This window comes from Ensifer sp. Root954, from assembly GCF_001429005.1.
GTDB lineage: Bacteria > Pseudomonadota > Alphaproteobacteria > Rhizobiales > Rhizobiaceae > Ensifer > Ensifer adhaerens.
On record NZ_LMJM01000053.1, the window covers coordinates 49,540 to 61,962 of the forward strand.

Consider the following 12,423-nt stretch of genomic DNA (forward strand, 5'->3'; position numbering starts at 1 on the left):
AAGACTGAAGAATTGCCAAGCGCCTGCATCTCCTGCGGGCGCTTTTGCTTTTGAGGTCATGGAGTTTGTTGGGGCGTAGGGAACACCATATGTTCCAGGCTGGCGCGCCCCGCAAAATCGTCCAAAAAGAAAACCCCGCCGGGGAAGGCGGGGCAAGGCTCACGCCCAGTTGGCTCGGAAGAAACTCCATCAGAAGACTGACATGCGCACGTAGCGAAGAATGAAACAGGCTGTTGCGGATTGCTGATGAGCTCCCTGATGACCGTTCGCCGTCTTCAAGGCGAGCCCTGCGGCACTGGCGAAGGCACGCCGAGTCTTATTGCCTTTGAGAAATTTGGCGACAACCCGTCGTCCCGAGCACGTTGGCCGATATGACTGGCATTTCTGAGTTCTGCGAGCGACACTGACGTATCGACCGCCCCCCGATCATAAGCGTAGTCGGGAAGATACCCGTTGACGATAAGACGCCAGTCGAACGGGATCGAGTCTCCTACAACGCGCATCATCTTGACAACCGTCGTCGTGCAGTTGGTCGTAAGCGAGTTGTAGAAGAGCGGCGTTGTGGCAAGAGCGTTGGCGTCTGTAACATACTCGCGCAGAAGCGCACGCGCCTGGTCAGGTGACGCCTTCAGGCGATAGATTTGAACATCCTCGCTGCGGAAATTTGACCGGACGCCCACCACGTCCCGTTCGTCGGCTGCGATGATCACCAAAGGATTGCTCTTGAACAAATCTGCGAGCGGCGAGAACGCGCCGCCAACCCGCCGACGGACTTCGACCGACCACGGGAGCTGCTCGCCGCCTTCAAATCCAAAGCTGAATATTACATGGGCAATCTCTGGCCCCGCCCAATAGGACATGAACAGGTCGACTGTTCGGAGCTTCCTCATATCGTAGGTCCGCGTGGTCCACCCTTCGACGAATTCCGTGCTGCTGTGCCATTCGAAGTTGCGAACATTGGTTAGTGTCAGCAGGTCGCCGTGAAATTCGCCTGTAACCTGTCGTGCAACATCAGGTGCCCACGAACCGTCTTCGACGGGTTTGATCGTCCTCCACCAAATCAAGACAACTGCGAACGCAACTGCAAATACCAGGAGAGCTTTGAGACGCCAGCGGCCAAACAGCGCGGCGACCGTCAAAAGCCCGACAAGTGCAAAGAGCCCGGCGATAAAACCTCTTGTGAATTCGGAAACGGGAAGACGATACCACAATGCAAGCGAGGCCCATGCGGCTGCCACGGCTAGCAGAATCGCCGGCGGAACAGTCAGAACAACCAGAGCCCAGCGACTCCAGCCACTCCTTTGCTTGTTCCAACCTGGATTCCTCAACACTCCAGGTCCCGCGTAGTTTGCCAGCCGCTTTGTTTGGGCTGCCGCTTGCTCATGTTTGACTCCTTTCGTCACATTCTCGATTGGCCCATTTCAAGAGCCGCTTAAACCACACAGTATTTCCCCAGGTTCGCTCTTCGTCAGCATTATGTCGAATATATCGTACTACTGAAGAACGTAACGGTTACATTCCGCACGAGCGCGTTGCAGCCGTGGGTGAGGAGGGAACCGTCAATTGTTGACGGGGAAGACCTCCGGAAATCGTCAACTGCCACCAACCGTATACTGGCTCGGCATCTTCGCGCGACCGTTGTTTGCCGCCAGGCAAAGCACTCATCGGTCTGTTCGCCGATATTCAGGTGGTCAATGATCTCAGGTCAATTTCGCGCGAGCGATGGGAAGAGCTAGCGTCGACGGCGAGGGGCAAAATCGCCGTCACTCGTGATCAGGGTTCCCGAATAGCAGGAACGTCGTCATCGAGGATCGGGAATGAACCTTCAATCGCTGCGCCAATGAAGGCTTTCCGTGACAGATCCAGCGCTTCGCCGCGCTCTAATGCGCCATGGCAGCGATTCCTTGCGCGTTCGTAGAACCATCCGCCCTGGGGCAACTCACTCAGATATTGCAGGGCATCCTGTGGTCCGTGGATACACCGCTCGCCATTCACGCCAATCCTGACAGGATTATCCCAAATGATGGTTTTCATTTGCGTTGACTCCGGTTCGGCACAGAACCTCTAGCGGGAAGCATTGTTCCAACCATCGCTTTGGTAGTTGAGAGACACGGGTTCGCCACGATGGTCACGTGCCGCCGACGCCTTGCCGCATCACCGAAGTGGGGCGTTCGTCTGCGCAGAACGCCACGCCGAAATAGACATCTTTTCAGCAATGCCTCCTTCAATCACCAGCACGCTATCGAAGAAATCAATTCCGCCCTCCGATTGGATCGAGGAGGTATCGTGCATAATGGCAATAACCGTCGCCTCCGGGCAATTCTCTTTGATCGCTTGATAAAACGCTTGCACCGCCTGCCCATCAAGAGCGCTTGTTGCCTCGTCAAGGAAGAGCAAACCCGGCTTCAGCAACAGGACTTTCGCAAGAACGAGCTTCTGCTTTTCACCCCCGGACAACAGCTTGTCCCACTGCTGCCCCTCGCGTCCCTCATCAAAGAGCTCCCCAGAAATTTCATGGAGCCCCGCTTCTTCAAGCGCCGTGGAAACCGCAGCGTCCTTATGCTCACGGGCGTCATCCGGAAGACAGACGAGATCCTTCAGGCAAACGCCCTGTAGTTTGACCTCCTGGGCCGCAAAGAGAGTTCGCAAACCGTCCGGCAACGTGATCTTGCCCCGACCGTGCGGCCAAAGACCGTTTATCGCCTTGAGAAGTGAGGTCTTTCCACTCCCCGATTCACCCATCACCAAAGTCCACTCGCCCGGAGCGAAATTGAGTTCAATGGCGGTCAAAAAGGGCTCGTCCTCACCAGTATGGAGGAGCTCGACCGAATGGATGGTCAAGCCGCCTTCTACGGCTTCCGCTATGGTATATTCAAACGCGGCGGGTCCACTTTGAGCATAGTAGTCTTGTGGTCGCTGCACCGTTTCTATCGCTTCCGCAAGCTCTGTTATGCGCCGCGCGTCCGCCCGCAGTGTCGCGATGTCAGGCATCGCATGAATAAACCATGAGCATTCGTTGATGAGGGCCGTCGCTAGTTCGGCACCGGTGACATAGTCTTGTAGGCTGATGGTCTTGTCGACATAGGGAAGCAGGCCCGGCGCGTAGGCCACGATGCGTGAGCCGATGAAATTATGCACCAGCTCAAAGCCCATATAGCCGGCGGTAATCCGATTGAGCCTCGCCCATGTGTGGTCAATATCTCGATACCGGCGCACATTGAGCGCCTTTTGCGCTGGCTCCCCTTTGATAACCGCAACGTGAAAACTGCGGCGCAAGAACTGGTTGAGTTCGCTGCGATAACCGCCTTCCGCCGATTGAATGCGGATAGACAGCCCCTGAAGGATACCTCCCAGCTTGGCCGCAATGAATGTGTTGAGGGGCACGTAGATCGCAATCGCCAGCAGCGTCAGGAAGGCGCTGCCGTAGCCCCCAAGAACGTCAAGCCCTCGGATCGGGCTCGACGTTTCGATCAGCTTACCGCCAACGAACGCGAGCGATAGCACCACCCCGGCGATGCCGATGCCCAGACCGATTGCACCGCCGGTCATGCCCTTTATTGCTTCCTGCACCCGCTGATCGATGTTGTCCGGCGATGACGTGTTCCCTTCACCCGCTCCACCAAAGCCATTTTGTTGCAAGTGGAAGTGGGTGTGACTGGAATCGAGAAGTGCCTGATTGAAGCGTTCATCCAACCACTGGCGCCATTTTCGGTGTAGGCTGGTCGAAAGGAAGTGACGGACCGCAGTAAACCCCGCGTCCCTTGTGATCGCGATCGCAGCAAGCGTCGCTGCGGTCTTTAGAAGCGACGCAGGCGTTGTCGGTACCGTAGGGTGGTGGAAATTCGCGATCCGATTGACCAATTCGCCTGAGGTCAGCGCGAACCATACGCTTGCCTGAGCCGACAATCCGGTAAGCAGCAGGATGAGAATGGTCAGGCCCCAAGCGTCTCTCCAGCGATTAGAGAGCCAGTAAGCGAGCAACAGCCCCCAGAAGCTACGCATCGAGGATACGGGGCTGCTTGGGCGCCGCCGTTTCTCGCCGAAGAACCGTTTAACCCGTGCTGTTGCCCGATGCGCCTTGCCGCGCACGACTTCACTCAAGCTCATCTTCCTGAATTGGAGTAAGGATCGGACTTGTCAAATGCTGATGATCTGATGGCCGACGAAAAGCAGGGTCCTTGCAAGCGATTTGGTCGCGACAGGTGATCAGGAGGATCTTAAGGCCGGCAGCCTACTCGCCGTAGGGCCGATAGCTAAGCGGCGACGCCGGAACGTGAGTTCAACATCGGAGGCCAGACATCAAGTATCGCTACGTCGTAGTCGGCAACCGCGCGGTGCTGGACACTGGCACTCGTAGTGTCGTTCAGATTATCAACTGAGGCTGCTGGACGAGTTACAGAGGCTTCCCTGCGGGAATCGGTCCTCCACTTCAGCGCAGCGGTTTTTTCGAAAGTGTCCGGCAAGCGGGCGCAGTTTCTGTTGAGGCGGGGAGACCGCGCTTCTCGTCGTGAAACCTGATTTGTCCCACGGGAGGCCGTGGCACGGAACCTGTGCGCCGCTTTCTGGTTGGGTGGGAGGAGAGGAGTTGCATATGGGCATTGACAAACCGAAAAACGGTGCACCGGGCACCACCGACCAGTCTCCTCGTTGGGAGGCCCGGAGGAGAGCAGACCTCGGGGGTATCTCCCAGCGAAAGACGGACCAGATTCCGATCGCGACGCCGTGGGCGAAAACAACCGCGAACCGGAGCGTCCATCCGATGCGTTGAAGACAAAAAAATGAAGCGAAGGGCAATGCGTTCCTTCGCGGGCGGACGGAAAAGCAGCGGCGTTGCAAGCGCAAAACCAACTGCGTGACCGGGTCTAAGGATAGGCCATCGTCAGGCGCCGGGCCATAATACTCCGAAAAATAATGGGATGTGGGCTTTGACGAAAAATAGCCGGATCGCGCCGAGTAACAGCCAAATTCACAATCTTCAGGTCTCAGGACAAGGTTCTGCGCCGTCCTCGGCGCAGAACCTTCGCGCTAGAAGGCAATGCTTCCTGCCATGAAGGCAAGGACGAGAAACAGCACGAATATCGCCAGAGCGACGTAAAAGAGGATCTTCGCTATACCAGCACTTGCTGCAGAAACACCCGAGAAGCCAAGCAAGCCTGCTACGACCGAGATTACAAAAAATATAATAGCCCACTTTAGCATATGTTTCTCCCCGACGGCCGAAACGAATAATCTGGGCATTGAACCCGCAGCGGTGAGTATTGTTCCAGGCGCCTTTAAGTTGTGACGTCACGCCGGATCGGTGCAAACTCCTGGTCCAATCCATGCCGCAAGGCCGCGGCATCCCTGCTCTCTCTTCCGCCCGCCGATTTACTGGCTCTCGCGGCGGCAGTACGGTCACTGCCGCGCGCATCGTCAGCCATTTTTCGCGGAGTGTTATGCGCTCCTCTATCGCGCGAAGAGCCATGCGAACTGCCGCGACGACTTCTCCTTCGGCTTCGTCCGTTCCGGCGGGCAAGCGTCCAAGCGGGCAAACCAAGGCGGCAGTGAATTCCGCGAGACCAAAGGATTTATGATCTTGGCACGTCCGCTGAAACCGGCTCGCCACTGCCCGAGATCGATTGGTTCTTTCCCGTGATTGCCGACGTATCCTTTGTTTGGCGGATCACCCGGCTTTGAGGTTTGCGTAAACCCCTCAAAGAGCGACTCGTGCTTTTTGTTCCACTGCGGAACCTTTGAAGCCGGACGGTGTTAGAACCGCTCCCCACCAAGGCGAAGGAGGTTGCCATGCCGGAGAAGACTTTAGACATGCTGTTTCACGAAACGTTGAAGGACATTTACTACGCCGAACGGCAGATACTAAAGGCACTGCCTAAAATGGCGCGGGCTGCGCAATCCCCTGATAGCAAGGCCGCTTTCGAAAAGCATCGCGATGAAACGGAAGGCCACGTGGAGCGTTTGCAACAGGTCTTCGAGATTATCGGCAAGCGCGCACAGGGTAAAACCTGTGAAGCTATTCAAGGCCTGATTGCCGAAGGCGAAGAAATCATCGAGGAGTTCAAGGGAAGTCCGGCCCTTGACGCCGGGCTGATATCTGCGGCCCAGGCGGTCGAACACTATGAGATTGCGCGATATGGCACCCTGAAGACCTGGGCCAAGCAGCTTGGGTTGGACGCCGCCGTCGCCTTGCTCGATCAGACCCTTCAGGAAGAGGGTGCGACTGACAAGGCTTTGAGCAAGTTGGCTTTGTCCGCTGCAAATATTAAGGCTGCAGCTTAACTTACGATATTCTAGGCGGAGGGCCGTTGCGCCCTTCGCCCCCAGACCCCGTAACAGCTAGTCTTTTGTGATCTGATGGTTTGCCGCGTCGACCTTCTTTGATTTGGGCGAGCCGCGATAGCGCAAGAATATCCACTGCAACACAAGCATCAGCGTCGAAACTACAATCGCCGGTTCGGAAAATACTCGAACCAGGACTGGGCGTCGCTAAGCGCGACGATACTCGGCTCGGCGCCACGAAATCAATCGATCTTTCCCATGAGCGCGGTGCCGAGGCTGCCGAGAGCAAACGACGCCCCGAAGGCATATATCTGAAGGAAAAGAGCAACGGGCTCGATCGCACGATCATGACCGAGCGCGTGCGGGAAGCTAACGGCGATTACCAGTGCGGTGAGGGCTCCCAGTGCAAATCCAGACGACAGATGCCAGATGAGAAAACGTAATAGCATGGGCATTTTTCAACCTCCTTTATCGAAGAGGTGCCGGCGAGCCGAGCTCCCGTCTACCTTCCGTCGGCGCGGTCCGTGCATTCGGTGAACCTTGCCAGATGAGATTGTAGACGGACAAGCTTCTTGCGTTTTCCGGTTACAAGCGCTGAGCATTCGTTGGCCGACTGTGATGCCGTCGATCTAAAGCCCGAGCTCACTCAGTCATCAGCTTTGACCGAGCCAAACGGTTTCTCCGGCCAGACGACGCCGTCTGCATCGGAATCCGGTGTGTTGTGCGGGCTGACATCTCGCGCCGACGTGTCCATGCGCATCTCCGTGCACTCCTCGGCCAGCCAAACATACAAACCACAGTTTCGTTCCAGCGATTTGCGCCGCGGCTTCCCCGAATGAGGAACCATCTACGAAAGGGCGATTGGGAGCGAAGTTTCGTCGCCTCGTCGTCGTCGACGTTAGCACGCACGCAGTCCGGATATTGTCGTCGTTGAGCGATATTGATCGAGAGCATCCTCACTGGCCTCGAAGGTCGCGACTGTGGTAGAGGAGCCTAGCCGACAAACCGGCGTTGGCTGACGGCGGTCCGAAGGTGCAGCAGAAGAGGGGGAGGTACTGCCGCGGCTTGCGATATTGCGAGCCAAGAAGATGCACTCACCGGTATCGCGAACAGAGGGTACCGCAAAATGGGCTTTCTGGTGCAGAAGCTGATCGACCACACTCTGCGGCAAGCTTTGGAAATCTGATGAGGCTGCCATTATCCGCAGACTTAGGCACAATGGACAGCCCTAACCCTGTGCGTGCCGGGCGAGCCAATTAAGAAAGCGCAGGAACTGCATTTCGTCGGCGCGAAGTCCGGGTACGGCTTTTGCGTTTGGCCTTACCCGCGGGATTTTCTGCTCGGCTTGCGCCAGAGCGAGGACTGCCGGATGCACGTAGCTCTTACGGCAAACGGCCGGCGTGTTGTGCAGCGCCTCTGCCGCCGCGTTGCACATTTCTTTGATCGTCGGGCGTCGACCCTGAGCGAATGCTTGGCGAGCGGCAGAATATGCGGCAACGCTCCCAGCCCAAGTTCTGAACGTTTTGGCCGAAATTGGCGCCCCGCTGATCTCTGCGAGATAGCGGTTAAAGCGCCCCGACTCGATTGGCTCGGGTTTTCCGTCTTGCCCCACGGATACGAAGAGCTGGCGACCCGGGAGTTCGGCGATTCCCTCAAGTAAGCGTTGCAGTCGCGGATTTCTCAGCCGTCTTCGGATACGTTGCCCGCCCTTGCCCTTGAAGTTGAGCTCGATGCTATCGTCGGTAATCTTGAGGTGGCGCTTAAGAAGGGTTGAGGCGCCATAGCTCCCGTTCTCCTTCACGTATGTCGAGTTTCCAATGCGAAGGGGCGCGTGGTCGAGCAGCGCCGCAAGGGCAGCAAGTACGGTGAAAGGGTCGTCCACAGGCCCCTCCATATGCTTGCGGATCCGGCGTCGCAGGCGGGGGAGCGTTTTAGCAAAAGCTGGAAGCTGGCTGAATTTGGCGTTGCTTCGCATCTCCTGCCATGCTTGGTGATATCGATATTGCTTTCGACCACGCGCATCATAACCTGTCGCCTGCAGATGACCGTTTGGCTGCATGCAGATCCAGACGTTCTCGTAAGCTGGGGGCAAGCCAAGCGCTTGGATACGGGCAAGAACGCGGGAATCTTTTAGCTGTTCACCGTTCGGACGCCGATAGACAAAGCCGCTTGAGGAACGAAACCGGGTGTAACCCGGTTCAGTGTCGGAGACGTAGATGAGGTCGGCGCCATCGCCTACCTGCGGACTTTCCCGCCGGCTCAATCAGATCCGTCCCATCAGAAGGAGGATCACAAGAACGACCACCACCACACCCAGAACGCCAGACGGACCGTAACCCCAGCCGGATGAATGGGGCCAGGCCGGAAAAGCGCCGATGAGCAGCAGGATGAGAATGACTAAAAGTACGGTTCCAAGCATTTTGCGGTCTCCTTACACAGCGATAAAGTCGTTTTCGTCGGTTTGCCCCCGTACTTGCCGAGCGGGGGCTCTAGCATCGAAACTCGGGAGGAGGGTCATTTAAGGATCGCGATCACCGCGCGTCGTTGCCGATTGATCATCACCCCTTGGTCGTTTGAACGACATATCCATAGTCCGGCTGATCAGGAAACGTTTGGATTTCGACGGTATCAGGCAGACGGGTGCCTACAGCGATGTCGCCTTGATACACGTCCGAAGGGCTGCTCTGGTCAAGTAGGTAGGTTTGAGCTTCGCCCGGTACGATGACTGTTGCAGTTTGCGCAACGGCGGCGCCGCCGAAAGACAGGCTCGCCAGCAAGCTCGCCATGACGGTTCTCTTCATGATCAGCTCTCCTAGTTGTTCCCTCAAACCCGTTTTAGAGCATTTGGTTCCAATGCGGTCCCGGAGCGGCTGCATACCGCCTGACGCCAAAGGTCGGTGACGATGTCTCTTCGACGCGAGAGGTCACAGCAGCGGCTTTAAAGTCCTGGCGTCATGAGCACCTGCTTCAGCGTCTTGAAGGTGGGAGCTCTCGGAAGAGCTGCTAGACAAGGAGGATGAACGCGAGGAAGCAATTGGATGCCGCTACCGCGACCGTCGGGACTCGATGTCTTCCGACGTAGCGGTTGCTAGCGGCGAGGTGACGCTTGCGTGGGAAGTATCGAGCAGGCAGGCCAAACACCGGGCTGAAGATTGTGCCGAATTGTTCTCCGGAGTTCCCCACGTTCAGAACAACTTACGGGTCCGCTCAACGACAAAGACGGTGACCGTGCCCCTGGGCAACCCACCTGATAAGGTCGCACAGCCGCATTCGTTCGAGCGCCCCTGACCACAGCGGCGAGCGGCGTTCGGATCCATCGGATGCCCGGTACGCTCGCTGACTTTTCGTGACCCATTTGCCAGCGCAGGATGTCCTGGGGCTTGGAAGCTTGGCTTCTCGCTGTCGACAGCGTATCCTTCTTAAGCGCCGCCATAGGCGGCGAGGACGACCGAAAGAGCGGCATTCGGATAACCAAGGTTTGAGACGATGGCACCGGGAAAAAAAGCCGAGGATGAAAACGAGGAGTTGCTGGTAGGCGGTGTGGCGTCCCGACCGGTCGAGAGCGATGCGGTGCCAGTTGATGACGTACCGGATCGATTGCTGATCCTTGCCATTAGGCTGCAACGAGCCCTGGACAAACGGCAGGCGACGAAATCGATCAGCAGGCCCTCGCGCCGGAAACACTGAGGTGGTCAGAATGCAAAAGGATGGCTTGTGATGCCGGACCTGCAGCAATTGCGGGTGCTAGTTGCTGAGGACGAATTTTTTGTCGCAAATGATATCGCACTTTGGCTCGAAAAGGCCGGTGCGACAATAATTGGCCCAACGCCCACAGTAAAAGAAACGTTGAAGAGCCTTGCTCAGGCTTTCGACGTTCAAGTTGCTGTTCTGGATATTAACCTCAATGGCGAGCTGATCTTTCCCGTGGCGGACGAACTCGCGCTCAGATCGGTACCCGTGGTCTTTTTTAGTGGTTACGACGACATGACCGTGCCCGAACGGTTCCGGTCGGCCGCACGGTTAAGCAAGTGTGCAGGCGCGTCGGATCTCGTAAATGCTGTCTTTGAGCAACACCTCCAAAATCTGTCAAACTTGGCGCCACTATATGTCGGACTAACCGATCAATCGGTCTGTGAACTTATACCGGAGCTGCGCTACAGGGCGCGGCTCCTGATGGCCGGAGCGCCTCCCGAGGCCGCCGACCTGCTCGTTGAGCGTACGCTTGAGCGCGCTATCGCGCTAGCCGGGACAAGGCGCAGGTCTCAGGGCCTCGATGCCTGGTTGCACGATTTATTGGCGGCCATCCATGACGAGAGCCCGTATGGACTGAATTAAGACATTTGACGCGGTGCGAAAGCCGTGATGGGTGTGAATGGGCGGTTCCCGGACCTCGTCCGGATTTGGCGTTCTCTTCTCATCCGGCATGTCTTCGGAGTCGGGCTCCCTGATCGGGCGCGGCCCCTCGTTCGGCGGTGGTACAGGCGGCAATCGCTCGCCCGGATCGCGGCGGTGAGGATTCATGTCCTTGCTCCTCGTTTCATGAGGAGAACAAGGTGCACTGTGCTTGGTTCCGAGAAGTTGCGCGTTCGATCGAGCTTGACGGCGAATACCGCGTCATAGCTTCGAAGGACTTTGACCGCATCCAACGACGCGATGACCTTATCCGGCACAACGTCCGCGTCCTCCGCCGCAACCGCAAGATTCGCCCGGCCCCCTCCCGGGCCGGGGCGCAGACACTTCAAGGCTATCCAACTATGAGCGGAACCGCGCGGCCTCGTCCCATTTACCTGTTGGCATCGTTTGGGGTTAATTCTCCCTTGGCGCGCCCGAGCCTGACTGCCGGGTGGGGGTGCGGTCTGTCGGAACCGTGCCTTGCGGGCTCTCGGTGCTCGGAAGTTGTTCAGTGCTCCGCGGCTTTTCCATCGGAGCCTGGTGTGAGGGCTCTACCGATCCTGTTTGACTGGCGTCGGGCTGGCTCCATTCTACAAATCCCCATGCGAGCAGCGCCAGGAAAAGACTTGCGGCAAGCACCAGGAAAACACGGACACCCATTCCCGCCTGACGGGTTTCCCGCGCCGAGAACCTCGTCCGGTTAGCGCCGTGGGTCGTTTCCTGGGGTTCGCCTCGTTCATCAAGCTGCTCGGCCATCACGTTTCTCCATTGCCATTTCCGTCAATGCGGTCCTCGGCTCGAAGGTCATCATCCCTTCGACCCGCCAGACCGGGTCAACGAATATCAATCGCTGCCGTCGCCAAAGGTTCCCGATGGCGGCAGAACGAGCGGCCGGTCCGTTGTATGCTGGGAGCGATATGGTGCTGCGGACGTTTGAGCGAGCAGAGCTTCATTCGGGTAATCGTGTCCTGTCCCATCGCCCGCTGCACGAGAATGCCTGCGACGAAAAACAAGATGAGCAGAAAAATATTGCCTCCAAGAGGTGCATTTCGAGCCACCAGATTCCCTTCTTTAGCGCGGGATATGGATGCTGGTTTTCCAGCCGGCTGTCCTTAACCGCCCTCGGCATAAGCACGAGATCGTCGATGAGGCGGGCACGTTCGTGCTCCGCCATCTCCGACCGCGGATCCTCAGAAGAGACGGGTGTATCGTAACCAGGACCCCGAAATGCGCGAAGACTGCCATAGGGCGGTCAGTTTGCGCGACGGCGCCTCAGCATCGGGCCGGTAGTGACCGCCGGTTTCGCCGGTTGCGATCTTATGGATGGAGTAAGGAAAATCGTCGTTCCAACTGAATGAAAACCTGGTCGGCCTGTGCGGCAGTCGATAAGGGATCAGATCACGCCTGCGCTGCTCGTCTCCAACGACGAGAGGTGTCAAGCGAAGTGAAGATTTGACCCCGCCTATTGCCTCACCCGGGGATGTTACTGACGTTGGGGGCACTGCGCTGTGGTGGGAGGATACGGGCGCGCGTACGTCCACGCCCCAAGCCTGGACGGCATCGAGCCGCAGCCATCGAAGCCGAACTCGCTCAGCCAGTATACCGCATTCTCGAAAAAATACGGCCTAGGAACTCTGGCTCTGTCAAGGTCATCGAAACCCCCTTCAGCCCCCCGATTACATATTGGATAAGGATGCCCGGGCGCCTCGTCTGAGGCGGTGCCCGATGAATTCCTAGCAACCTTGTGCCTGCGCT

General features: G+C 57.5%; 14 protein-coding genes and 1 pseudogene. 5 read left to right on the forward strand and 10 right to left on the reverse strand.

What is annotated here, in order from left to right; all coding sequences use genetic code 11:
- Positions 1 to 275 precede the first annotated feature (275 nt).
- The 3 genes from ASE71_RS34100 to ASE71_RS34105 form a co-directional block, all read right to left on the reverse strand.
- Complete coding sequence (locus tag ASE71_RS34100; RefSeq protein WP_060517365.1) at positions 276 to 1,277, reverse strand: DUF4105 domain-containing protein; 1,002 nt, start codon at positions 1,275 to 1,277, stop codon at positions 276 to 278.
- Between the two features lie 496 nt (positions 1,278 to 1,773).
- Positions 1,774 to 2,034, reverse strand: coding sequence for a DUF982 domain-containing protein (locus ASE71_RS35465; RefSeq protein ID WP_060516720.1), 261 nt, complete (start codon positions 2,032 to 2,034; stop codon positions 1,774 to 1,776).
- A 120-nt stretch (positions 2,035 to 2,154) separates the two neighbouring features.
- Entirely contained in the window at positions 2,155 to 4,101 is a 1,947-nt protein-coding gene (locus tag ASE71_RS34105; protein WP_244496907.1) for an ABC transporter ATP-binding protein/permease, read from the reverse strand.
- A 490-nt stretch (positions 4,102 to 4,591) separates the two neighbouring features.
- Here ASE71_RS34105 and ASE71_RS37270 point away from each other — a divergent pair.
- Positions 4,592 to 4,782 (forward strand): annotated as a pseudogene (locus ASE71_RS37270) (hypothetical protein).
- Positions 4,783 to 5,025: 243 nt separating this feature from the next.
- On the opposite strand, the gene ASE71_RS35475 reads toward ASE71_RS37270, so the two are convergent.
- Positions 5,026 to 5,199 carry a DUF1328 domain-containing protein gene (locus ASE71_RS35475; protein ID WP_034798746.1) on the reverse strand — a complete coding sequence of 58 codons (174 nt, stop codon included), beginning with the start codon at positions 5,197 to 5,199 and terminating at the stop codon, positions 5,026 to 5,028.
- Between the two features lie 585 nt (positions 5,200 to 5,784).
- On the opposite strand from ASE71_RS35475, the gene ASE71_RS34110 reads away from it, so the two are divergent.
- Positions 5,785 to 6,276 carry a ferritin-like domain-containing protein gene (locus ASE71_RS34110; protein WP_034798750.1) on the forward strand — a complete coding sequence of 164 codons (492 nt, stop codon included), beginning with the start codon at positions 5,785 to 5,787 and terminating at the stop codon, positions 6,274 to 6,276.
- A 242-nt stretch (positions 6,277 to 6,518) separates the two neighbouring features.
- On the opposite strand, the gene ASE71_RS34115 is transcribed toward ASE71_RS34110, so the two are convergent.
- From ASE71_RS34115 to ASE71_RS34125, 4 genes are all read right to left on the reverse strand, one after another.
- Positions 6,519 to 6,731 (reverse strand): hypothetical protein, encoded by a 213-nt coding sequence (locus ASE71_RS34115; protein WP_060516716.1) that lies wholly within the window; start codon positions 6,729 to 6,731, stop codon positions 6,519 to 6,521.
- A 773-nt stretch (positions 6,732 to 7,504) separates the two neighbouring features.
- Entirely contained in the window at positions 7,505 to 8,539 is a 1,035-nt protein-coding gene (locus ASE71_RS34120) for a DNA topoisomerase IB (RefSeq protein ID WP_060516714.1), read from the reverse strand.
- Entirely contained in the window at positions 8,540 to 8,695 is a 156-nt protein-coding gene (locus ASE71_RS35480; RefSeq protein WP_034798754.1) for a DUF3309 family protein, read from the reverse strand.
- 139 nt (positions 8,696 to 8,834) lie between these two features.
- Complete coding sequence (locus tag ASE71_RS34125; RefSeq protein WP_320410652.1) at positions 8,835 to 9,077, reverse strand: DUF1236 domain-containing protein; 243 nt, start codon at positions 9,075 to 9,077, stop codon at positions 8,835 to 8,837.
- Between the two features lie 265 nt (positions 9,078 to 9,342).
- Here ASE71_RS34125 and ASE71_RS35485 point away from each other — a divergent pair, with 265 nt between their 5' ends.
- From ASE71_RS35485 to ASE71_RS34135, 3 genes are all read left to right on the forward strand, one after another.
- On the forward strand, positions 9,343 to 9,564 hold the full coding sequence (locus ASE71_RS35485; RefSeq protein WP_082566427.1) for a BON domain-containing protein: 222 nt from the start codon (positions 9,343 to 9,345) through the stop codon (positions 9,562 to 9,564).
- 198 nt (positions 9,565 to 9,762) lie between these two features.
- Positions 9,763 to 9,963, forward strand: coding sequence for a hypothetical protein (locus tag ASE71_RS34130; protein WP_034798756.1), 201 nt, complete (start codon positions 9,763 to 9,765; stop codon positions 9,961 to 9,963).
- Positions 9,964 to 9,993: 30 nt separating this feature from the next.
- The gene (locus ASE71_RS34135) at positions 9,994 to 10,611 is read left to right on the forward strand and encodes a response regulator (RefSeq protein ID WP_060516712.1); all 618 of its coding nucleotides are present in this window, start codon (positions 9,994 to 9,996) and stop codon (positions 10,609 to 10,611) included.
- Between the two features lie 471 nt (positions 10,612 to 11,082).
- On the opposite strand, the gene ASE71_RS34140 is transcribed toward ASE71_RS34135, so the two are convergent.
- Both ASE71_RS34140 and ASE71_RS36145 read right to left on the reverse strand, forming a co-directional pair.
- A complete protein-coding gene (locus ASE71_RS34140) occupies positions 11,083 to 11,424 on the reverse strand; it encodes a hypothetical protein (RefSeq protein WP_060516710.1) in 342 nt (113 codons plus the stop codon).
- Positions 11,425 to 11,501: 77 nt separating this feature from the next.
- Entirely contained in the window at positions 11,502 to 11,726 is a 225-nt protein-coding gene (locus tag ASE71_RS36145) for a hypothetical protein (protein ID WP_156400730.1), read from the reverse strand.
- Between the last annotated feature and the right edge of the window lie 697 nt (positions 11,727 to 12,423).